This is a genomic window from Stenotrophomonas sp. 3diitr2024 (genome assembly GCF_042136455.1).
In the GTDB taxonomy this organism is placed as follows: Bacteria; Pseudomonadota; Gammaproteobacteria; order Xanthomonadales; family Xanthomonadaceae; genus Stenotrophomonas; species Stenotrophomonas sepilia.
The window spans coordinates 1-22,732 of sequence record NZ_JBHHMJ010000137.1 but is presented as its reverse complement, the minus strand read 5'-3'; the positions used below and the strand labels follow the sequence as shown (position 1 = coordinate 22,732).

Annotated in this window: 20 protein-coding genes and 1 tRNA gene; 5 read left to right on the top strand and 16 right to left on the bottom strand. The window is 62.7% G+C overall.

Annotated elements, in window-relative coordinates; translation table 11 throughout:
- Positions 1 to 206: 206 nt before the first annotated feature.
- The 3 genes from pilB to ABGA94_RS03385 all read right to left on the bottom strand — a co-directional run bounded on the left by pilB (position 207) and on the right by ABGA94_RS03385 (position 3,079).
- The gene (gene pilB, locus ABGA94_RS03395) at positions 207 to 1,937 is read right to left on the bottom strand and encodes a type IV-A pilus assembly ATPase PilB (protein WP_065185262.1); all 1,731 of its coding nucleotides are present in this window, start codon (positions 1,935 to 1,937) and stop codon (positions 207 to 209) included.
- Positions 1,938 to 2,161: 224 nt separating this feature from the next.
- Entirely contained in the window at positions 2,162 to 2,569 is a 408-nt protein-coding gene (locus ABGA94_RS03390) for a pilin (RefSeq protein WP_111128014.1), read from the bottom strand.
- A gap of 102 nt (positions 2,570 to 2,671) precedes the next feature.
- Complete coding sequence (locus tag ABGA94_RS03385) at positions 2,672 to 3,079, bottom strand: pilin (protein ID WP_111128016.1); 408 nt, start codon at positions 3,077 to 3,079, stop codon at positions 2,672 to 2,674.
- Positions 3,080 to 3,435: 356 nt separating this feature from the next.
- Between ABGA94_RS03385 and ABGA94_RS03380 the strand changes: the two genes are divergently transcribed.
- From ABGA94_RS03380 to coaE, 3 genes are read left to right on the top strand one after another with little or no spacing between them, the layout of a single operon-like run.
- Positions 3,436 to 4,695 carry a type II secretion system F family protein gene (locus ABGA94_RS03380; RefSeq protein WP_111128017.1) on the top strand — a complete coding sequence of 420 codons (1,260 nt, stop codon included), beginning with the start codon at positions 3,436 to 3,438 and terminating at the stop codon, positions 4,693 to 4,695.
- Positions 4,696 to 4,702: 7 nt separating this feature from the next.
- On the top strand, positions 4,703 to 5,566 hold the full coding sequence (locus ABGA94_RS03375) for an A24 family peptidase (protein ID WP_005418626.1): 864 nt from the start codon (positions 4,703 to 4,705) through the stop codon (positions 5,564 to 5,566).
- Positions 5,567 to 5,577: 11 nt separating this feature from the next.
- Positions 5,578 to 6,189, top strand: coding sequence for a dephospho-CoA kinase (gene coaE / locus ABGA94_RS03370; RefSeq protein WP_111128019.1), 612 nt, complete (start codon positions 5,578 to 5,580; stop codon positions 6,187 to 6,189).
- A gap of 436 nt (positions 6,190 to 6,625) precedes the next feature.
- Here coaE and ABGA94_RS03365 read toward each other — a convergent pair whose 3' ends face one another.
- From ABGA94_RS03365 to ABGA94_RS03315, 11 genes are all read right to left on the bottom strand, one after another.
- Positions 6,626 to 6,874 (bottom strand): hypothetical protein, encoded by a 249-nt coding sequence (locus ABGA94_RS03365; protein ID WP_262095746.1) that lies wholly within the window; start codon positions 6,872 to 6,874, stop codon positions 6,626 to 6,628.
- A gap of 582 nt (positions 6,875 to 7,456) precedes the next feature.
- Complete coding sequence (locus ABGA94_RS03360; protein ID WP_134955241.1) at positions 7,457 to 7,648, bottom strand: hypothetical protein; 192 nt, start codon at positions 7,646 to 7,648, stop codon at positions 7,457 to 7,459.
- Between the two features lie 443 nt (positions 7,649 to 8,091).
- Positions 8,092 to 12,621 (bottom strand): RHS repeat-associated core domain-containing protein, encoded by a 4,530-nt coding sequence (locus ABGA94_RS03355; RefSeq protein WP_375366385.1) that lies wholly within the window; start codon positions 12,619 to 12,621, stop codon positions 8,092 to 8,094.
- A gap of 705 nt (positions 12,622 to 13,326) precedes the next feature.
- Entirely contained in the window at positions 13,327 to 13,713 is a 387-nt protein-coding gene (locus ABGA94_RS03350) for a hypothetical protein (protein ID WP_100473728.1), read from the bottom strand.
- 541 nt (positions 13,714 to 14,254) lie between these two features.
- A complete protein-coding gene (locus ABGA94_RS03345; protein WP_032954439.1) occupies positions 14,255 to 15,625 on the bottom strand; it encodes a HAMP domain-containing sensor histidine kinase in 1,371 nt (456 codons plus the stop codon).
- On the bottom strand, positions 15,588 to 16,265 hold the full coding sequence (locus tag ABGA94_RS03340) for a response regulator transcription factor (protein ID WP_005410804.1): 678 nt from the start codon (positions 16,263 to 16,265) through the stop codon (positions 15,588 to 15,590). Before ABGA94_RS03340 ends, ABGA94_RS03345 begins: the two co-directional genes overlap by 38 nt.
- 162 nt (positions 16,266 to 16,427) lie before the next feature.
- Entirely contained in the window at positions 16,428 to 16,889 is a 462-nt protein-coding gene (locus ABGA94_RS03335; RefSeq protein ID WP_065185267.1) for a hypothetical protein, read from the bottom strand.
- Between the two features lie 115 nt (positions 16,890 to 17,004).
- Entirely contained in the window at positions 17,005 to 17,475 is a 471-nt protein-coding gene (locus tag ABGA94_RS03330) for a hypothetical protein (RefSeq protein ID WP_005418647.1), read from the bottom strand.
- 94 nt (positions 17,476 to 17,569) lie between these two features.
- Positions 17,570 to 18,049 carry a hypothetical protein gene (locus ABGA94_RS03325; RefSeq protein WP_005418649.1) on the bottom strand — a complete coding sequence of 160 codons (480 nt, stop codon included), beginning with the start codon at positions 18,047 to 18,049 and terminating at the stop codon, positions 17,570 to 17,572.
- Between the two features lie 258 nt (positions 18,050 to 18,307).
- Positions 18,308 to 19,186: a 30S ribosomal protein S6--L-glutamate ligase gene (rimK, locus tag ABGA94_RS03320; RefSeq protein WP_329846141.1), complete on the bottom strand. Its 879-nt coding sequence runs from the start codon at positions 19,184 to 19,186 to the stop codon at positions 18,308 to 18,310.
- 97 nt (positions 19,187 to 19,283) lie between these two features.
- Positions 19,284 to 19,526: a hypothetical protein gene (locus ABGA94_RS03315; protein ID WP_005418653.1), complete on the bottom strand. Its 243-nt coding sequence runs from the start codon at positions 19,524 to 19,526 to the stop codon at positions 19,284 to 19,286.
- 146 nt (positions 19,527 to 19,672) lie between these two features.
- On the opposite strand from ABGA94_RS03315, the gene ABGA94_RS03310 reads away from it, so the two are divergent.
- A complete protein-coding gene (locus ABGA94_RS03310; RefSeq protein ID WP_141239336.1) occupies positions 19,673 to 20,176 on the top strand; it encodes a hypothetical protein in 504 nt (167 codons plus the stop codon).
- A gap of 50 nt (positions 20,177 to 20,226) precedes the next feature.
- On the opposite strand, the gene ABGA94_RS03305 is transcribed toward ABGA94_RS03310, so the two are convergent.
- Positions 20,227 to 20,300: transfer RNA gene (locus ABGA94_RS03305), tRNA-Gly, on the bottom strand.
- Between the two features lie 116 nt (positions 20,301 to 20,416).
- A complete protein-coding gene (locus ABGA94_RS03300) occupies positions 20,417 to 22,270 on the bottom strand; it encodes an autotransporter outer membrane beta-barrel domain-containing protein (protein WP_111128028.1) in 1,854 nt (617 codons plus the stop codon).
- Between the two features lie 207 nt (positions 22,271 to 22,477).
- On the opposite strand from ABGA94_RS03300, the gene thiS reads away from it, so the two are divergent.
- The gene (gene thiS / locus ABGA94_RS03295; protein WP_005418796.1) at positions 22,478 to 22,678 is read left to right on the top strand and encodes a sulfur carrier protein ThiS; all 201 of its coding nucleotides are present in this window, start codon (positions 22,478 to 22,480) and stop codon (positions 22,676 to 22,678) included.
- Positions 22,679 to 22,732: the final 54 nt, after the last annotated feature.

The following is a 22,732-nucleotide window of genomic DNA, read 5'->3' as shown; positions in this document are numbered from 1 at the left end:
ACAGGGCCCGACGCGGGCCCGCCAACCTGGTAGTGCCGGCCGCTGGCCGGCAACCTCATGCATCACGGCATGCACGCATGGCGTGGATCTACCCACCAATGTGGTAGTGCCGGCCGCTGGCCGGCAACCTCATGCATCGCGGCATCCACGCATGGCGTGGATCTACTGTAGAGCCGAGCCCATGCTCGGCTGCTCTCCGGGCTACCTCAATCCTTGGTAACGCGGTTGATCTCGGCCAGGCTGGTGATGCCCGCAGCGGCCTTCTTCAACGCCGACTGGCGCAGATCGTTCACCCCGATCTGCTGCGCGGCCTCGGCAATCTGCAACGCATTGCCGCCAGCCAACACGATCGTGGCGATCTCGTCGGTCATCGGCATCACCTGGTAGATACCGGTACGGCCCTTGTAGCCCTCGGTGCACTCATCACAGCCGACCGCCTCGTACAGCTCGATACCCGCGTCCAGCTGCGCCTGGGTGAAGCCTTCGGCCAGCAGCGCATGCTCGGGCAGATTGGCCGGGCGCTTGCAGTTGCTGCACAGCCGGCGCGCCAGGCGCTGCGCGATCACCAGCGTCACCGAGCTGGTGATGTTGTACGGCGCGATGCCCATGTTCATCAGGCGCGCGATGGTCTGCGGCGCGTCGTTGGTATGCAGCGTGGACAGCACCATGTGGCCGGTCTGCGCCGCCTTGATCGCGATCTCGGCCGTTTCCAGGTCGCGGATTTCGCCGACCATGATGATGTCCGGATCCTGTCGCAGGAACGAGCGCAGTGCCGCGGCAAAGGTCATGCCGCGCTTGTTGTTCTGCTGCACCTGGTTGACACCGGGCAGGCGGATTTCCACCGGGTCTTCGGCGGTGGAGATGTTGCGCGTCTCGTCGTTGAGGATGCCCAGCGCGGTGTACAGCGACACGGTCTTACCCGAACCGGTCGGGCCGGTCACCAGCACCATGCCGTACGGCTTGTGGATGGCTTCCAGGAACAGTTTCTGCTGGTCCGGCTCGTAACCCAGCTTGTCGATGCCCAGCTTGGCCGCGCTGCCGTCCAGGATACGCAGCACCACCTTCTCGCCGAACAGGGTCGGCAGCGTGCTCACGCGGAAGTCGATCTGCTTGGTCTTGGACAGGTTGAGCTTGATGCGTCCGTCCTGCGGCACGCGCTTCTCGGCGATGTCCAGCTGCGCCATCACCTTCAGGCGTGCGGCGATGCGCTGGTTCAGCTTCACCGGCGCGCGCGCCACCATCTTCAGCAGGCCGTCGATGCGCAGGCGCACGCGGTAGTCGTCTTCATAGGGCTCGAAGTGGATGTCCGAGGCGCCCTTGCGGATCGCGTCCACCAGCACCTTGTTGACGAACTTCACCACCGGGGTGTCGTCGCCCTTGGCATCGATGCCGGAGTCGCCGCCGGCGCCGAGATCCTCGTCTCCGGCTGCAACATCGAGGTTGCCCATGCCATCGTCGTCACCGCCCAGCGCGTCGCCCAGCGTGTCATGGCTGGCATGCCACTGCTCGAGCGTGCGGCGGATCTGGTCTTCATCCACCAGGATCGGCTCCACCACCAGGTTGGTGTGGAACTTGATCTCGTCCAGCGAATGCGTCGGGTTGCTGGTGCCCACGAACAGCTTGCCGCCGCGCTTGAACAGCGGCAGCACGTTGTGCTTGCGCAGCAGCTCCTCGCTGACCAGGCTCATCGCGTTCTGGCTGGCGTCGAACGTGGACACGTCGAACAGCGGCATGCCGAACTCGACCGCATTGGCGGCCGCCAACTGGGCCGCCCCGACCACCTTGTTCTGCGCGAACCAGGTCGGCAGCGGCTGGCGGGCCGCAGCGGCCTTGGCCATCGCGTCGCGGGCGGAAGCCTCGTCGAGTGCCCCATCCTGGACCAGGCGGCGGGCCAGACCGGTGATGCCGACGAGATTGGCGGTGGTTACGGCGTTCATATGGATCCTTGGCTCATCATGGGTCAGGCAGTGCGGCGCGCCTTCCAGGGGCACCGCACAGGGCAGCAGAACCTGCCGCGACCCGCTGGCCGACGACGACGCCAATCCTTCAGCATGACTGCCTCGCCCGGCACTCCCAGCCCGGCAGGCACGATCCTGACTCCCCCGGGGATGATAGCCCCGTCAACGGCCCGCCAACATCCCATTGGCAGGCCGAAGTGTGATCAACAGCCGTTTGGGCGATAGCGCGCTTCGAAGGCGCTGCCGTCGCAGGTCCAGGTGCCGTCGGCTGCGCGGCGGAGGATGAGGTCTTTGCCGTTGATCGGCGGAGCCCCACCTACTGTGCAAGTCACGTTGCCCACCCCTGAAGATGCAACCTCGGCATCAAGAGCGGTGCAGCGCTCCGAAACCCTTAACCCAATGTAGTCAGCAGTAATCAAGCTGGCGTCGCGACTGTCTTGAACGACCGTTTCAATCGTGGTTTTGCCTGGCCTGATTTCGGCAAGAGCGGACGTCAACTGGGACTTCGCCACGTAGTCCTGATACATCGGCAAAGCGATCGCCGCCAAGATCGCGATGATCGCAACTACGATCATCAATTCAATCAATGTGAAACCTCGAATTTTGCGCATTCCTCACTCCCCCTGAGTGCGACGAGTCCGGTGGCGCCGTCACTGCCACCAAAAAAGAGGCCCCGACTAGGCGGGGCCTCTGCACAGCTGGGAGCTACCTAATTAGGCGCTCTTGCAGCCGCTCGGAATGTACTTCGCTTCCGTGATCGAGGTGGTGCAGGTCCAGGTGCCGTCAGTATCAGCGCGCTTCAGGGTGATGGTTTCATCCTTGATCTTCGGGCTGCCCGCCAGCGTGCAAGCGATGCTGCCATCAGCGCCGTCGGTCACTTCAATGGCGGTGCAACGCTCAGAAACCTTCAGACCGATTGCAGCAGCATCAGCGATGGCCTTGCCTTCGTTGATGGCAACTTCGAACTGGGTCTTGCCCGGGGTGATTTCAGCCAGGCCAGCAGTCACCTGCGACTTGGCCACGTAGTCCTGGTACATCGGCAGAGCAATGGCGGCCAGGATGGCGATGATCGCAACGACGATCATCAGTTCGATAAGGGTGAAGCCCTTCTGGTTCTTCATTTTGGTACATCCCCAAGATAAGTGGTGGTTGATTTCAGAGCACAGGATCGGTCTGGCCAGTGGCCAGCTGAGCGGGTCCTGCCCCCTGCGGGTGGATCAACGCAGGTTGCGTGCCAACCCCGGCACGCCTCCCCCTGGATTTCCCCGCGCCCATGATGGCAGCTATTTCACGGATGGGAACCCCCTGGATGCGAATCTGCGATGGACGCGGCAATGTGACGCAGTGCGTCACCTTTGGTCGGCACCCGGCACGAATTCGCATCATGGGCCCCTTGGCAACTGCCCAGACGGGCATGAACCCGCTACCATCAGGGGCTAGATGCCCGCCTGGGGATGGCGGGCCTTGGGGAGCCGATATGTCTGTCAGTCGCAGTGCGATCAAGAAGGAGCCCGTGGCGCGCAGCACCACGGAGCTGCAGCCGTTTGTCTGGGAGGGGACCGACAAGCGGGGCGTGAAAATGAAGGGAGAGCAGGCCGCGAAGAACGCGAACCTGCTGCGAGCTGAGCTGCGCCGCCAGGGCATAAACCCCGGTGTGGTCAAACTGAAGTCTAAGCCGCTGTTCGGCGCGGCCGGCAGCAAGATCTCGCCAAAGGACATCGCGTTCTTCAGCCGCCAGATGGCCACCATGATGAAGTCCGGTGTGCCGATCGTCGGGGCACTGGACATCATCGCCAGCGGGCACAAGAACCCGCGCATGAAGAAGATGGTGGAGTCGGTCCGCACCGACATTGAAGGCGGCTCGTCATTGTACGAGGCCGTCAGCAAGCATCCTGTCCAGTTTGACGAGCTCTACCGCAATCTCGTACGTGCTGGCGAAGGTGCCGGCGTGCTCGAAACGGTGCTGGATACCGTCGCTACCTATAAAGAGAACATCGAAGCGCTGAAGGGCAAGATCAAGAAGGCGATGTTCTATCCCGCCATGGTCCTGGCGGTTGCCCTGCTGGTGAGTGGCATCCTGCTGGTCTGGGTGGTGCCGCAGTTCGAGGACGTGTTCAAGGGATTCGGTGCGGACCTGCCCGCCTTCACCCAGATGATCGTGAACATGTCGCGCTTCATGGTGTCGTGGTGGTGGCTGATCCTGCTGGTCATCATCGGTTCGATCGTCGGCTTCATTGCTGCCTACAAACGATCGCCGAAGATGCAGCACAGCATGGACCGGCTGGTCCTGAAGCTGCCGGTCATCGGGCAGATCATGCATAACAGCTCGATCGCTCGCTTCGCCCGTACCACCGCCGTCACCTTCAAGGCCGGCGTGCCCCTGGTGGAGGCCCTGGGCATCGTGGCCGGCGCAACGGGCAATACGGTTTACGAACATGCCGTACTGCGCATGCGCGACGACGTGTCGGTCGGCTACCCGGTCAACATGGCCATGAAACAGACCGCCCTGTTCCCGCACATGGTCATCCAGATGACCGGCATCGGTGAAGAGGCCGGTGCCCTGGACGCCATGCTGTTCAAGGTGGCCGAGTACTATGAGCAGGAGGTCAACAATGCCGTTGACGCCCTGAGCAGCCTGCTGGAGCCGATCATCATGGTGATCATTGGTACCATCGTCGGCGGCATGGTCATCGGCATGTACCTGCCGATCTTCAAGCTCGCTTCCGTCGTCGGATAATCACTACATGGCATTTCTCGACCAGCATCCCGGCCTCGGCTACCCCGCCGCGGCCGCCCTGGGGCTGCTGCTGGGCAGTTTCCTCAACGTCGTCATCCTGCGCCTGCCCAAGCGGCTGGAGTGGCAGTGGAAGCGCGATGCGCGCGAGGTCCTGGAGGAACCGGACTTCTACGAGCCCCCTCCACCGGGGATCGTGGTCGAGCCCTCGCACTGCCCGCACTGCAAGCACAAGCTGAGCTGGTACGAGAACATCCCGCTGTTCAGCTGGATCATCCAGGGCGGCAAGTGCCGCCACTGCAAGGCGCCGATCTCGCTGCAGTACCCGCTGGTCGAGGCCCTGACCTCGGTGCTGGTGCTGGCCTGCGTCTGGCAGTTCGGCTTCGGCTGGCAGGGCTTTGGCGCCATCGTGCTGACCTGCTTCCTGATCGCCCTGTCCGGCATCGACCTGCGCACCCAGCTGCTACCCGACCAGTTGACCCTGCCCCTGATGTGGCTGGGCCTGATAGGCAACATCGACAACCTGTACATGCCGGCCAAGCCTGCCCTGGTCGGCGCGGCGGTGGGCTATCTGTCGCTGTGGATGGTCTGGTGGCTGTTCAAGCAGCTGACCGGCAAGGAAGGCATGGGCCACGGCGATTTCAAGCTGCTGGCCGCCCTCGGCGCCTGGTGCGGGCTGAAGGGCATCCTGCCGATCATCCTGCTGTCGTCGGTGCTGGGCGCCATCATCGGTTCGATCTGGCTGTACACCCGGGGCCGTGACCGCGCCACGCCCATTCCGTTCGGCCCCTACCTGGCCATCGCAGGCTGGCTGTACTTCATGTGGGGCGCGCCCGTGGTCGAGCAGTACCTGGTGTTGAGCGGACTGCGCTGAGGGGAATCCCCATGAGCCGGTATGTAGTGGGCCTGACCGGCGGCATTGCCGCCGGCAAGAGCGAGGTGACCCGGCGCTTCGAGGCGCTGGGCATCGTGGTGGCCGACGCCGATCTGGCCGCCCGCGCGGTGGTCGCTGCCGGCAGCCCCGCCCTGAACCGCATCGCCGAGCGCTTCGGCGCCGACATGCTGCAGGCGGATGGCAGCCTGGACCGGGCGCGCCTGCGTGCCCACGTGTTCGCCGACCCGGCCGAACGGGCGGCACTGGAAGCGATCACCCACCCGGCCATCCGCCTGCTGATGCAACAGCAGTGCGAGCAGGCCGCCAGCCCCTATGCGATTGCCGCCATTCCGCTACTGACCGAGGTCGGTGGGCGGACCGCCTACCCGTGGCTGGACCGGGTGCTGCTGGTGGATGCACCCGAAGCCGTGCAGCACGCCCGGCTGATGCAGCGCGACGGCATCGACGCCGCACTGGCCGACAAGATGATCGCCGCCCAAGCCAGCCGCACGCAGCGGTTGGCACTGGCCGATGATGTGGTGGTCAACGATGGCCACCCGGAAGACCTGCAGGCGCAGGTGGAAGCGCTGCATGAGCGCTATTTGGATTTGGCTGGGGGCTGAGCCGTCCGCATTGCGCGGAAGCGCTTTCACACACAACTTGGATCTCCTGAGATATTTCATCCACTCATCTCGATCGGCCTCGGCGTCCCTTTTTCCGCCTACGCCTTTCCGCAGATCCTTTTCCGTGCCAAACCACAATGGAAACAAAAATGAACATCACCCCCGCAACAACCCAGGAAAAGCCCATCAACTTGTTATAGACCGATTGCCCGAACAAACGAATCAAGGCGCTATACAGACCGCAGTTCGCTCGGCAAGGACTTGTCCCAATCAATGCATCGTCCATGACCGCCACGCCATAGACGACCATCAGCACACCTACGAGACATCCGAAAAGACGTACGGCAACCATCTATCTTCCTGTGTGCGCACCAAAGACTCTGCTATGGGCGCGAAGAACGCCAATCTCTTGGTGGATGAATCAAGCCCCTCAGCTCTACGGCTCAAGAATTCCTGATCGCCCTCGCTCGATCAAAGTGAAGTCGTACTCAGCGTCTGCACAGTGCAGCAGACCGAATCCAGGCGCTCGCAACAACGCACCTCGTCCGAGGTACCGCCACTCTTCCGCGGAAAAGCCAACTGCATAAGACTCATCATCGATCACGGCAACCACGATCCCGCGCGTTCCGCCACCAAGATCAACGGTGTCGCCAAGTAACACCTTTTCCCCATGTGGGTAGTTCATAGGAAGCACTCAGGAAAGTCCATGAATGTCGACGAGATCAGAGCGGGCTTCGAGCTCAAGCATGCTTCGGATAGCGCCATACGGGGCGGCCGATTCGGATCTCCATTGTCGGCCACCAACAGGACCGAGCTAGACATACGGATCGAAATCCAATGAGACTCCACTAGACGCCATCAGTCTGATCACGTCACAAGAAAGATTGAAACCCGGCCACACCCCGCGCTGACTCGATAGGCGTACTCCCACCTCCAGCGCCCACACCTTCGCCTCTCCTCCCACCTTCTCAAGGCCGCGCTGCAACGCTTCATGAACTCCCCCTTGGATGTCGCCAGTTCCATATTGCTGGCGCTCGACTCTGGAAAGGATGACTTCTTCACCACTTACAGGAGAGTCACCAACGAGAACGACAACCAGCTCAGGTCGCGTCGATGGAGCACATTCCTCCTCCAATTCCAAACCATCTGCGCCGCCGTCTCCAGTCAACTCGGGATCAAAACTTAATGAGGCAGATATAGATGCCATCTTTTCAAGGGTTGCGGAAGAGAGATTTAGACACGCCCTACCTCCCTCGCCTACCCGAACTCACACGGTGATCTCAGGAGCCTGATGGGTCGACTCAGCCAGGATTGCCGCTCCGCGACATTCAATGACTTTCCTGATCAGAACATCCGCAGCATCCAGCTCATTCACTTCGCGCGACAGCGGCGCCATCAAGTCACAGCTCGCACAGCCAGTTACCGAAGCCGTCAATTTCACTTCAATCTCAGGATGCATCACTTCCACCGATGATTGGCAACTTCCACGAATAGAGCAGCGGATTATACGAACACCAGAATGATGCAATCGAAGCTTCGCTGCGGACCGAGCCGCTTGCAATGCGCGGAAGCCCTTTCGCGCATGACTTGGATTTACTGAGACATTCCATCCACTCATCTCTATCGACGTCGGCGTCCCTTCTTCCGCCTACGCCTTTCCGCGAGTCCTTTTCCGCGCCAAACCACAACGGAAACAAAAATGAACATCACTCCCGCAACAATCCAGGAAAAGCCCATCAATTTGTTATAGATCGACTGGCCGAACAAACGAATCAAGGCGCTATACAGACCACAGTTCGCTCGGCAAGGCCCTGTCCCAATCAATGCATCGTCCATGACTGCAACGCCATAGACGACCATCAATAGACCCACAAGAAAGCCGAATATCCGCAGGACCACCACTTATCTGCGCCCCTTCCAATTGATTAACGTGTCGCGCACTATCTCAATGATATCGGCAGACTCGACCTCGGGCCTTGATAGAAGTGGCGGATACGGATTTGTATAGTAGGCGCTCGCACAAGAGCAGCCGCGCGCATGAACCTGCGCCACAGTTGGATCAGACGGAAATCCGCCCACCATTACGTCGCCACTGGTACAGCGGTCCTGAGATGCCCTGCAAATTTCAACGGCACAATACTGGGTGTAGTCATGCTCACTCACAAGACTTGCCGCGTTCTCCAATGACCCCACGTCCTCAGGCGAAAGCCCCCGTGAATAGATGGGCGAGGAGAGTGAGTTCGATTGAACCGCTCTTACTTGCGCACGAAGCGCCTGCCTTCTCTGTGCTGAGTTCCCGCCCCCATGTCTATTCATGTTCGGCGGGGCTCCGCCTCTCAGCCCCAGTGGGTCCACTAGTGACAACGGATCTCCTTCGACATAGGAAAACGTTGACAACCCACCCCATAGTCCAATGGGATCACTCTGCAGATATCGTCCCGTCTCAGAATCATAGTCGCGGCGGTAGTTGTAGAAGAGTCCATTTGCATCCGTGGTCTGTTGCCCCGGAAAGCGCAGCGCCAGCTCGAACGCCACACCGTCTCCGTCCGGATCGGCATTCGGAATCTGGTTGCCGAACACTTCACTCTTACTGCTCCACTCCCAGATCGCCGAATCGCGCGCCGGGTCGATCACCACGCGCGGCGTGCCCAGATGATCCGGCTGGACATAGGCCAGCTCCGGAACACCGTTACCCCGCACATTGATCAGCGCCACCGGATAGTTTTCCAGCCAGATGGCTTGCTGCTGTGCCTGGCCCGTGGCCGAATAGTTGCCCAGCCACTTCCCCGCTTCGTCATACAGGGTGATCTGAGCAGCGCCACCGGCTGGGGTGCGCAGCACGCGCTCACCGCGATGGTTGTAGGCGTAGCTTTCCAGCACAGCTTTGCCCTGCTTCACCGCGTTCATGCGATTGGCATCGCTATAGGTGAACGCCTTGCTGCCGATGCTGGTGGTGTTACCCGCTGCGTCATGGCTACGTGCCTCGCCATCCACCGCGGTCAACCGGTGGCTGGTTGCTGGATAGGTGTAGCTGGCGGTACCTGCCGAGGTGGTCAGCGCGGTCCGATTACCGGTGGCGTCATAGGCATAGGTTTCAATCGGCGTGCCGGTTGCACCATCCCGGGTCTGAGTCAGGCGGCCCAGCGCATCGTAGCCATATCGCGCCAGCGTGGTCGTCCCGGTGCCGTCCTTGACTTCAACAATATTCCCATCCGCGTCGTAGCCGAATCCGATGGACAAGCCTCCGGGCGCCGCGTCATACACCCGAGTCGGACGGTAATCGGCATCCAACTCCCGAAGCAGATGGCGGCCGTTACCGTACGCCCAACCCGTCATCGGGCCAAACGGTGCGTACGTGATGTTGGTAACGACCACCTTCCGAGCCTGCCCTGGAAGCGTCAGTCCTACCTCACTGGCACGGCCCAGATTGTCGTAGGCATAGTCGGTGATACTGCCATCCGGATAGGTCAACCGCTCCAGCCTCCCCGCCTTGGTGTAGGAGTAGCGCAGAGTCAAACCAACCCCGTCGACCGTCTGTACCTTGCGTACCAACTGACCGAAACGGTCATAGCAGTATGCCGTACTGCCACCCGCATGCAGCACCTGACCCACGCGCCCCTCGCCGAAGCGCTCACCAGCCGGGCAGACCGCAGGGGCAGCATCATAGGCGTAGACCACATCCAGATTCGGGTCCGCATAAGTGATGCTCTTGAGGCGGTTAAGCACATCGTAGCTGTAGGTCGCTTTCACATCGCGCGCATCGGTGCGCGTCGTGCGATTGCCCATAGCATCCACCGTGAAACCGTCACTGCCAGTATCGGGACTAAGCTGGCCCTGGGGAGCACCAAAACCATCGTATGTGTACTGAGTGGCAAGGCCCTTGGGATCGACGACCTGCTCTACCTGCCCGTTGGCGGAATAGGCATAGCGGACTTCGGCATTGATCCCACCCGCGTCTTGAATCTGCACTTTGGGGCGATCTGCACCATCATAGGTACTCTTTGAAACAACACCCAGCGGACTCTCGGTCTCCAGCACGTTGCCATTGGCATCATGACGGAAGAGGAAAGGCTGTCCGTCAGCACCCACCTGTCGGGTCATCTGGCTATGGGTGTCGAACTGACGATCCCCAAACCGCTTCAACGCACCACTACTGTCCCGAACTTCTTCGCGGACGCGGTTGCCAGCGGCGTCCAGGATGTAGGTGACACGGTTACCGGCCGCGTCCTCGATGGCCACCAGTCGATCAGCCGTGTCATAGACCATGCGAACCCACACACCATCTGGCCCGGTGACACGAGTCCGCTTGCCCGTTGAGCTGTACTCATAAAGGCTGATGCGGTCATTGGCCGGCACATCGCCCTTGAGCGTCTCCGTCAGAACGCGCCCCATCGAATCGAACAACCGCTCGACTACGGAACCATCGATGCCACGAATCTGAACCGGGTTACCGAGCGCGTCATACTCCAGCAACTCGGTGCGCTGACCCAACGCATTGACGATTGCCCGCAGGTCGCCCTTGCGATGGGAACATGCGCCCCCTGCGTCACAGCCCGGATCATTTGCGCCGAAGTACTCAAACTGCGTGACATTGCCCGCCGGATCCTTGATCGAGCGCTGAAGGCCCACGAGGGGGCACAGCATTGCATTGGCGGCCACATCTGCATCCGTGCAATACGCACGTGCCGTCTGCCGGACATTGCCAGGCGCAACGGGTAGGGAGCCACACACGTAATCCGTGCCCTGCGTTGCATCGTACTGGCATGAATAGAGAGCACGCCCCGCTGTATCCAGCACTTCTCTATCAAGCGAAACGAGCTGTTCATCGCCAGCGTTCTTCTGGCTCACACGTTGTTCAATCACCCTGTTGCCCGAATCACGGACCGTCCGCGTCACCCGCCCCAATGATTCCTCTGTCGTCGTCAGCACCTGCGAAACCGGGCCACTACTGGAGTCAGCGTAGGCGTATGACGTCCGATTCCCCAGCGCGTCCTGCGTATAGGAGGGTCGGCCATTTGGCGTAAACCCGAACGACTTGCTCCCGTTTGAGTCCGTGGTTTGGGTGATCTGCCGGAACTTCTCACCGCCAATGAAGTTCTGACGGACCTCACCCAGGCTGTTCACGGTCGTCGCCGAGCCATCACTGTTGTAGTTAATGGTGATGGCATCCACAGACTGCCCCGCCGACCAGAGATGGCTCCCCGTGACCTTGGCCTTCTCGTTGTACGAGAACGTTGCGTACCGCACGCCGCCTTCGACGATGCCCGTCAACAGGTTACGCCCCGCCGCCGGGGCGAGCCCAGGCTCCGCGTACAGATACTGTCGAGAGGTGCCATCGGGCCTTACGACCCCTGTAAGGTTATCGAAGTCATCGTAGGTGTATGTAGCCGCTGAGCCGTCGGGGAGCGTAATTGAGATCAGCCTGCCACGTTCGTAGGCGAAGACCAATGACCGACCCAACCCATCAACGGCTCGCCGCAGTCTGCCATTCGCATCGTAGTGAAGCGAGACGCCGTTCTTTGGATCAGGGTCGCCGATCGCAATCAAACGTCTCTGCGCATCGAAACGCCGTGTTGATCCTGACGCCTCAATGAGCTCGAAGCCACCGTCAGGAAGCTTCCTGAGCATCTCTGCAGAAGCGCGATCCCCGCGTCCGGACAGATACGTCTCCAGGTAACCTCTTTCTGTGAAGCGCCCGGTGCCATAAACAGTCGTCAGCATTCCCATGTAAGTATGGGACCAGTTCACGCCCAACTCGGGTGAGATCTGGATCTGCCCCAGCGAGTGATAGGAACGGACGAAGTCCTTCCCTGCAAACTGGAAATCCACTTCAAACCGTGCTTTATCGCCCGTGGCGGGAAAACACGGATTGCAGTTTCCAGGCGCCGATTCAGTCTGCGTTATGTTGTACACATAGATTGCCTGCGCCGGCATAGTCGGCTCGCACAGTAGAGGCCAATCCAAGCCAAGTCCGCCCGGGACGTACGCAGGATTGTCAGCATGCTTCGGCTGGAAACCCGCTGGGCAATCAAAATGCTGAATCTTCGCCAGCGAGAAGTTACGCAGGGAAGGAGGCTCGTTACCATTACCCCAACCCGGGCACCAAACGGTGTAGTTGTACTTTCGATTCGCCGCTCCCGGCAGAGCCGACGAGAACGAGATTGAGCCGTAGCCATAAGTTCGACGAACACTCGCATAATCCGGTGCGTAGCTTCCCTCGAAACCTTCCTCAACATGAGGACAAGCTGGCCAAGTTGCTCTGAAGTTCGCCAACATCCCCTTGACCGCTTCTTCCTCATTTGCGCATTTTGTGGCGTTGTAAGGATCGATCGCTGGGGAGCAGATGCCTTGACGTGAGTCCCAACCCGATATCACGTAGCCGGGCGGGTACAGGACACTGGGGGAATGATCATCTACGGTATAGCGGATCATGAAGACCGGACCACTCGCAGAATCCATGTACTGATGTGTCTCGCGCCTACGCCAGAGGTTGCCGTACGAACCGGCATTTTCCCGAAGCTCGGCCTCCGCCTCATAAAGGCTTGAGAAACACCTTTCGTAGCAGTATCTCGTTACCCGCTCCTGAGCGTTAGCATTGAGGGAGAAGATCCCACCTAGCATCAGGATCAAGACAGGAAATCCGAAAGCCGCTACAGCCCGGCATAGATGCGCAGCCCGATCTTTCAATGAGGCCACCGAGGCGATCTGCCGCATTGCGGCCAGCGCACATCCGGTCGAATCTAAACACAGAACACCCACAACCACCTCCTTGTGGAAAAAGCGAAAGAAAGCAATGCTACAAGGGCGCACCTAATTCCAAGCATTAGCCTTGCGATGGCCTGTGCACGGCTTCCTTCTGACTCTACACAGGAGACGCTTCCTGTGAAACCTTGGTGCCGCATCCAGACGCAGAGCATTGGACTGTGGCAATTGAGCTGCGATCCCCTCCCGCCTCATCGTGGCAAGCGAGTTCATCGCATATCCCCATCGTTAGGGGCAGCAAGACGTAACGGCAGTTTGTGGCCGCCCGACCGCCCCGAAGCAGCGCGCGAAGCGGCCACAAGCGGACCACAGAAAGCGTACGCGCGACCCAAGGCAGTTGCGGCAGCAGATCGCGCATCCACGCATTGCGTGGACCTACTCCAGCTGCAGGCGGGCATAGCGGGCCAGTTCTCGTGCGCCAAGCAGCAATCCATCTACGACATCCGGGCTGAGCTGCTGGTGGGCACCGCCCTGTTCGCGGGCCGCCTCGGCGGCGTGCAGCACCTGCATGAGTGCATTCAAGCCGGCCAGGGTGCGGCTGAGGCCGGCCATGGTGGCCGCCTGTGCCGGGCTGAGGCCCTGTGCTTCCAATCGCCGCCCGTCGGCTGCATCGCGACCGTCCATGCGGGCCAGCAACGCAGGCAGCAGATCCTTGGGATCATCGAGCAGGGTTTCGACGCGTTCGGCGACGTCGGCCGGCAGCAGGTCGGCGGCTTCGCCGATCAGGGCGTGCAGCTGGGGGAACAAGGGGCGTGCGGACATGGTGAATCTCCTCGCAGACGACGAGCCACCTGCGGATGCGAGGTGGCGGACGGTGCGGGTTGGCGTACCGGAGACCCAACAACTCAAGCGCGAGGAAAAAGACTCCAGCGGATTCTGATGAATCCCCACGCACCATCCGCCGAAACAAGGCAGCCGATGCATTTTCCGTGATGAGCCGCAGCACACCCGGAGCGCTTGAGTTGAAGGTTTTTTTCAGGACGCCAATCCCGGCCAAGGCACCTGCCCCGGCCGACCCATCTGGCCATCACGCAGCGCTGTGATCTGTAAGGAAATTCTCAAGCCGCAGCTGAGGCTACGAATGCGTGCATGTGGACACGCACGCGGCGTGGCGGCGGTCACGGTGATGTCGTGTTGGGCTTCTGGCGCATCACGTCTGCGAAGCTAATTCGATGGCACAAGCGACACAGGGCGCAAAACGAACCCGCTGTAGAGCCGAGCCTATGCTCGGCTCCGGGAAGCCACCGCAGCCGAGCGCGGGCTCGGCTCTACAAACGTGGAGCACCCACCAAGGTAAAGCCCCTTACAACGGCTTCGGCGAGAACGTCAGGGTGGCGATCACGCCGCGCTCGCCACCGGGGCGCACGCTCACCTGCCAGCCATACAGATCGCACAGGCGGCTGACGATCGACAGGCCGATGCCACCGCCCTGCGAATGGCCGGCATGCGTGCCGCGATAGCCCCGCTGGAACAGCTTGGCGGCATCCTCTTCGCTCAGCCCCGGTCCGCTGTCGGTCACCGACACCGAATTGCTGCCGACAAAGACGCGCACTTCGCCATCCTGCGAGTACTTCACCGCGTTGCCGATCAGGTTGCCCAGCGCCACCGACAACGCGGCTTCCGGCGCATCGATCACCAGGTTGCGCTCGCCTTCCAGTGCCAGTTCCAATGGCTTGCCTCCCAGCTGTGCACGGTGGGCGTCCAGCAGCTGTTCGGCCACGCGCGCGACGTTGCTGGTGCCCTGCCCGCGTTCATTGCGCGACAGCAGCAGCAGTGCGCCGATCAGGTCGCTGCACTGTTGTTCGGCGCGCTGGATGCGCTGCAGACGCTGCAGCACCTTCTCATCCAGGCCGGGCCGGGTCAGCAGCAGCTCGGTGGCGCCACGGATCACCGCCAGCGGCGTGCGCAGCTCGTGGCTGACGTCGGCATTGAACTCACGGTCGCGCTGCACCACTTCGGTCAGCCGCGACGAATAATCATCCAGCGCCTGCGCTAGTTGCCCCACTTCGTCATCGGGGAAACGTGGCGCCAGCGGCTCGGGCTCGCTGGTGCCGCCGCGATAGGCACGCAGCCGCGCGGCCAGGTCCGAGACCGGCTTCATCACCTTCGAGGCCGACCACCAGCCCAGCACCAGCGACAACAGGCTGAACACCAGCACCGACAGTACCAGCGCGCGGTTGAGCTGCTGCCCGCCGCGCACGCTGTCGGTCATGTCGTAAGCCAGGAATGCCCAGGCGTCGGGCGTCTTGCGCACGGCCAGCTTGTACGAATAGCGCTGGCCGCGCTCGTCCACGCCACCCATGTTGTACAGGCCATCCTTGAACTCGTACCAGTCCGGCTCTTCCTCGCGCAGCGCCTCGAACTTGTCAGGCTTGATCAGGCGCGCACGCATCTGCTGCACGGGCAGGTCGGGGTTGCGATCCGGGCTCTCGTAGAACCGCCGCACGTACTCGTTGATGTTGCGGTTCATCACGTCTTCCACCAGCTGGTTTTCCACGCGCATGCGGGCCCAGTTGGTGGCGAACGCGAACAGTGTCGTCAGGCAGAAGCCCAACAACACGAACGAGACGATGATGCGGCTGCGCAGGCGCCGCCGATACGGCGAACGCCGGCGCTCCCCCTTGGTTGCCACGGAATCAGGCTTCCGGGGTGGCGATGCGGTATCCGATGCCATGGCGGGTCTGGATCAGCGGCACTTCAAACGGCTTGTCGACCACCGCACGCAGGCCGTGGATGTGGACACGCAGCGAATCCGAATCGGGCAGCTCTTCGCCCCAGACGCGGGTCTCCAGTTCCTGGCGGGTAACCACGGCCGGCGCGGCCTCCATCAGGGCCTGCAGAATCTTCAGCGCGGTCGGGTTGAGCTGCAGCAGCTTGCCCTGGCGACGCACTTCCAGCGTGTCCAGGTTGTATTCCAGATCGCCGGTTTCCAGCACGCGGGTCTGCACGCCCTTGCCGCGTCGCGACAAAGCGTTCAAGCGCACTTCCACTTCCTGCAGCGCGAACGGCTTGATCAGGTAGTCGTCGGCGCCGGAATCGAAACCGGCCAGCTTGTTGTCCAGCGAGTCGCGGGCGGTCAGCATCAGTACGGGGGTCTGCTTGCGCGCTTCGTTGCGCAGCTTGCGGCAGACTTCAATGCCGTCCATGCCCGGCAGGTTCAGGTCCAGAACGATGGCGTCGAACTCGTGGACCACCGCCAGGTGCAGGCCGGTCACGCCGTCGGCGGCGAAGTCCACGGTGTGGCCACGATCCTCAAGGTAGTCGCCAAGGTTGGCGGCGATGTCGCTGTTGTCTTCGATTACGAGAATGCGCACTGGGACCTCTGGTTCTTGAAGGGTCGTCGGGGGGCCAGGCCCACCTGCTCAGGATGCCCCTGTGCGGGTGGACGCGACGTCTACCTGCTGAACGATACAGGTTCCATTCTTAACATTTCGTACCGGAGGGACGACACCGGCAAACGCCCCCGGGGCGAGCGCTCAGCGGCTGATGCGCTGCTGGTCGGTCAGCGCCCGGCGGCTCTCTTCCTGGGCTTTGCGACGCTGGGCCACGGTCAGGCAGACGCTGGTCGGCATGTTGCTGCCGGTCAGGCGCTCGCGGCGGCAGATCATGCGGCTGTCGGCCTGGGCGCGGGTCATGATGGTGTTGACGATCTCCTGCTCGTTGAACAGGTCGTTGCGCTCCTGCGGGGCCAGCTCATCCAACTTCTCGCGGCCATTCATCTTGATCCGGATCCGGTTCAGCGCCTGCTGCACGCGGCTCTTGTCCTCCAGCCCGATCTCGCTGTAGTCCTCGCTGCCCATGGCCGTTTCAACGCGGCGGATCTGCTCGGATACCGGGGTGAAAGAATCCATCTGCACGGTGTCCTTCTGCGCCTTGGCCTGCACGGTGGCCACCAGGCCGAGCGACAGCATCAGGGCGAGCGTAGTGGTGCGGTACATGACGAGCTCCATGTTCGTCCATGAATAGGGTCTCGACTTTACGGTTGCGCCGATGCGTCCACAAGGGACGCACGGCAGGGTGACCGATGGCGGCCTGCGACCGGTCCAACCACGGTTACGGCTTGTAGTTGTTGAAACGCTGGTTGTCGTTGAGGGCCTTGCGGCTGTCTTCCTGCGCCTTGCGGCGCTGGGCCACGGTCAGGCAGACGCTCTGCGGCATGTTGCTGCCGGTGGTGCGCTCGCGGCGGCAGACCATGCGGCTGTCGGCATGGGCGCGGGTCATGATCGTGTTGATCACTTCCTGGTCGTTGAAGATCTCGGTGCGGTCCTGCGGGCTCAACTGCTCTACCCGTTCGTGGTCGCCCATCTTGATCTTGATACGGCCCAGCGCCTGCTGCACGCGGCTTTTGTCTTCCAGCCCGATCTCGCTGTAGTCCTCGGTGTTGATCGCCGTCTCAACGTTGCGGATCTGTTCGGCCACCGGCGCGTTGGCGTCGAACTTCACCTGCCCTTTCTCGGGCTTGGCGTGCGCGGTGGTGGCCAGTGCCAGGCCCAGCATCAGGGCGAAGGGGGTCATGCGCTGCATTGTTACCTCCAGGTTCTTCCATGAGTGGAACACCGACCCTGCGGTGCCACCGATACGCCGTTACGGCACCCCGGTGGACCGAAAGGCGGTGCGGTCAACGCCCGGCGGGCGGTGGGCTGAGCGTGTTGTAGCTGCGCTGGTCGTTGATCAGCGCCTTGCCTTTCTCTTCGATCCGGCGCCGTTCGGCCACGGTCAGGCAGCGGCTCCTGGGCATGTTGCTGCCGGTGGTGCGTTCGTACCTGCAGATCTGCCGGCTGTCGTCATGGCCACGCGCCATCAGGGTGTTGATGCGTTCCTGCTCGTTGAAGACCTCGGCCTGCAACTGCGGCGGCAGCTCCTGCACGGTCTGGCGTTCGCCCATGTGCTGGCGGATACGCGACAGCGCCTGCTGCACCTGGCCGCGATCCTCGGCAGACAGTTCGGCATAGTCGGGGGCAGCCAGCGCGGTTTCCACCTGGCGCATCTGCTCGGCGACCGACCCCTGCCGGTCCATCTGTACAGCGACTTTCTCCGGCTTGGCGGCAACAGCGCCAGACAGGCCCAGCAGCAACGCGATCGTCATGATGCGGTACATCGCCAACCTCCCGATCCATCCCGGAACGAAGGGCCAACTCTACGACCGTCACGCGGCCTCCACAAGAGACCTTGGGCACAGAGCCGACAGGCATAAAAAAGGCCCAGGCGGTGCACCCGCCTGGGCCTGAAGTCGTATCCCGATACCGATCCTGCTGAGAGGCAGAGCTGCGGTTCGCTGAAGCCTACGCCGGGGCCGATTAAAGCCTCGTTAAAGCCCCGGATCATTTACCCATGAGAATCACAACCCCATGAATAATCAAGGCTTTTTGATCTTCTCTACGTGTTCGATGATGCGTGTGGCCACGTCCACACCGCAGGCCGCTTCGATGCCCTCCAGCCCCGGCGTGGAGTTGACCTCCAGCACCAGCGGGCCGCGCGCGGAGCGGATCAGGTCCACGCCGCACACCGACAGGCCCAGCGCCTTGGCCGAACGCACCGCCACCTGCTGCTCGGCGCGACTGGCCTTGGCCGCCACGGCGGTGCCGCCAGCGTGCAGGTTGGAGCGGAAGTCACCCTCCGGTGCCTGCCGCTGCATCGACGCCACCACCTGGTCGCCCACCACGAAGCAGCGCAGGTCGGCGCCCTTGGCCTCGCCGATGAATTCCTGCATCAGGAAGTTGGCGTACAGGCCGCGCAGCGCTTCGACAATGCCGCGCGAGGCACTGGCCTTCTCGGTCAGGATCACGCCGCGACCCTGGGTGCCCTCATTGAGCTTCACCACATGCGGCGGCGGGCCAAGCATGGACAGCAGATCGACGGTGTCATCGGGGTTGTCGCCGAACACGGTAACCGGCATGTCGATGCTCTTGGCCGCCAGCAGCTGGTGCGCGCGCAGCTTGTCTCGCGAACGCAGGATGGCATCGGACGGATTGGGCGTGCGTGCGCCCATCAGTTCGAACTGGCGCAGCACGGCGGTGCCGTAGCGGGTGATCGAGGCACCGATGCGCGGAATGACCATGTCCACGCCGGTCATCGGCCGGCCCTTGTAGTGCATGGAAAAGCCATCGGCGGCGATGCGCATGTAGCAGCGCAACGGGTCGAGGATGCGCACGGTGTGGCCGCGCGCGCGCGCCGCCTCGACCAGCCGACGGGTGGAATACAGGGAGCTGTTGCGGGACAGGATGGCGAGCTTCATCGCGGAGGGATCGGTCGGCAGGCGCGCAGCATAGCGCGGGCGTGTGGCGGGCGGATGATGCCCGTCGTCGACGATCTCGAGCGTTGTGGATGAAGCTTCAGCTGTCCCGTTCAGCACTGACCTGGAAGCCACGGGCCGCTTCGCCCAGCGCCGCCACGCAGGCCATCTGCAGGGCAGAATTGCTGAATGCCTGCTGGTAGATCTGCTCGAGCAGTTCCGCGGCCTTGGGACCACCGGCACGCCCGAGCGCGCGCACGGCTTCAAGCTGCTTGTTCGAGCCGACGCCGGCGGAAAGAAAGATCCGATGGATGCGCTCGACGACGTCGTTCCGGCAGTTCATGGAAGGCAGCTCCTGGTCAGTATCCGCTCACGCTAGTCGGTCAGCGCCGGCCTGCCCATGGGAAAAGTTTGAAGCGTTACGCGCCCCCTCCGCAGCGCCTCTAGGAGTTCTACGAAAATGTCGCTTTCGGCTGGAAGCAGGCGAGCGTGCCGATCACCATGGAAGCTCCTCCCAAAGCGGAAATCCCGATGTCGAAAATGGAGCAACTTGCACAGAAGCTGCAGCAATCTGCACACGCGGAGCAGGCCAGGGCCGCCGCCGTCGAAAAGCAGTACCAGGACTGGATCCAATCGCTGCATGTGCTGTTCGACACCCTCGAACTGTGGCTGCAACCGTTGGTGCAGGCGGAGGTGGCCACGCTGCGTCGGGACACGGTCACCATCACCGAGAATCCGTCATCCGGGGAACTGAAAACCTACGCGGCCCCCGCACTGACCCTGAACGTCAATGGCAAGGCCGCCGCGATCAAGCCTCTGGCCCGCTTCTGCTTCGGCTGCCAGGGACGGGTGGATATTCTGGCCCGGGAAAACCAGTGGCACCTGACACGGCACTTGGAGCCGGACGAGGTCTGGTACCTGCACACGCATGATCGCGCCCAGGGACGCGTGCTGGACGCGGACGCGTTGGCCGCGGTGTTCGCGGCGTACTGAGGCTGTCTGAAGGAACCTGCGCGGCGGAAACGCGGCGCGGTCTTGAAGGATGGAGCGGGCGATGGGAATCGAACCCACGTCAGTAGCTTGGGAAGCTACAGCTCTACCATTGAGCTACGCCCGCAGTGCGCGGTGAAAGTCTATGCGGTTGGGCCAGTGTTGCGCAATGGCGGCCACCGCATCCGCGAGGGGTCAGAGCCCTTTCCTCGCGGAAAGGGATCCGACCCCGGCGGTTGCTGCTTAGAACGTGCCGCTGAAGTTGGCGAACAGGGTGGCGTCCTGCGCGCGCTTCTGGCCGGTCGACGCGCTCAGGCCGAAGTTGCTCTGCAGCCCGAACAGTTCGGTGCGGGCACCCAGCACGACGGTGGCGTAGTTCTTGTCGAACTTCAGGCCCGGCACGCGGTAGCTGCCCAGTTCCGGCAGGGTCTGCAGCCAGGCGCTGGCCTGCTTGGTGTCCTCGAACTCGTGGTCGTAGGTCACCTGCGCGTACGGCTTGAGGGTGCCGCCATCGAAGCGGGCCTGCCAGCCGATGCGGCCGACGGTCGAATCGACGTTCTGGCGGTCGTAGCCCAGTGCAGTGGCCAGCGTGCCGGCCGCGGCGCTTTCGGTGTAACCGTCGATCTTCACCTTCTGCCAGATCACCGAAGCGATCGGGCCGTGGCGGAAGCCGCCTTCAGTGCCGAACTCGTAACCGGCGTTCAGGGCGGCGGTCAGGTTGCTGCCGTCCGGCGAACCACCATGCTCACGGGTGGCCGGGCCCAGCTGGACCTTGCGGTTCACGTCATAGGACAGCCAGGTGTAGCTGACCTGACCGTTCACCCAGATGCGGTCGCCGTACCAGCCAGCGAACAGACCGGCCGAGGTGTCCTTCTGGGTGAAGTCGCCGCGGTTGTTGCCGAAGTCGGCGCTGAGGCGACCGAAACCGGCGAAGCCGCCGAACACCATGCCGTCGCGTGCCCAGTCGATACCGAACAGGCCGGCCGGGGCCAGCCCGTCGTACAGGTCGGCGTGGTCGTAGCGCTGCAGGTCACCCCGCACGCCCCCCCACCAGGACAGGCCGTCAGCCGGACGGCCGCCCAGGTGCATGCTGACCTGGTCGGCGCGCGAGCGGCCGATGGTCTGCGCCGAGTGACTCAGCACCTGCTGCAGGCGCGGCGCTTCCAGCACCGACACGGCGTACTGGCCCAGCAGCTGATGGCCGGCGGTGGTCGGGTGCACGCCATCGGCGAACAGGTAGGTGTTGGCCGCATCCGGGCTGACGTAGCTGGTCGGGTTGCAGGTCAGGATGCTCTGCGTCGAGTTGGCCGGATCGATCTTGCAGGCGGTGCTGGTGACGTTGGTGAAGCCGTACATGCCCGGGTTGGCGGTCACTTCACGCAGGATGCTGAAGGTATCGAGCGGAATGAACTCGATGCCCGCCTGCTTCAGGCCACCGTACAGGGCCTTGTTGTAGCCGGCCGACAGTGCGGTGGCGGCGGCGGCATTGGGGCCGCGGAACTGCGGGGTGATGCCCACATCCGGCAGGTTCGGTACCAGCACGTACTGGGCGCCGGCCTGCTTCAGCGCACCCACCAGCGCGATCTGGTCGGTGACCGCTGCGCCGATGATGCCCTGCACCTGGGCCTGCGACGCGCCACCTGCCGCCGCGCGGGTGGCCGCGAACAGATCATTGGCGCCTCCCCATACGGTGTACAGGGCGTTGCCGTCAGCCTTGCCACCGTTCGCGGCAAGGTAGCGGGTTGCTTGCGACTTCAGCGACGGAATCACGCCCAGGCCACCGGCCTCGTCCACCGACACGCGGGCACCGCCGACTGCATAGTTGTCACCGCTCTGGCCGTTGCCGTTGGCGGCGCCATTGAGGCCATAGTAGTTGGCGACCTGCTGCGACCACACCCAACCCGGGTTGGTGGTGAACTGGCCGGTCACCGGACGCACATCGGCCGGCAGCAGCGGGCGGAAATAGCCGGCATCGGTCAGGCTGTCGCCGAAGAACACGGCCTTGGAATACGGGGATTCGCCTGCCATGGCCGGAACCGCGGCCAGCGCGATCGCGGCCGCCATCAGGGAGCGGATCGGGCGTTTGCTGAGCAGCATGTAAGAAACTCCTGTGGGGATATCGTTGAGGACCCGGCGGACGTACGCCGGCGCACGGTGAATGGTTTCACTGCGCCGCGTTTTGCTCACGCTGCGCCGCCGCATGGATTGTCGCCCGGCAGCGTCGGACAACGCTGTGCCGGGGCTGGCGGCCGAGGCAGTTTGCAAGGGTTCCGATCCGCGCAGGCCGTAGGCGACAATGTGCCGATGAACATCCAGCTCAACGGCGAACCTCGTACCCTGCCCGCCTCGGCGACCCTCCACGATCTGCTGCAGGCCGAGCAGTTGCTGCAACGCCGGGTCGCGGTCGAGGTCAACGGCGAGATCGTCAGCCGCAGCCGCCATGGCGAGCACGTCCTGGCCGAGGGCGACGTGGTGGAGATCGTGCACGCGCTGGGTGGGGGCTGAGGCTGCGCGGGTGTTCAGGGGTCAGATCCCTTTGCCGGTGGCAAAGGGATCTGA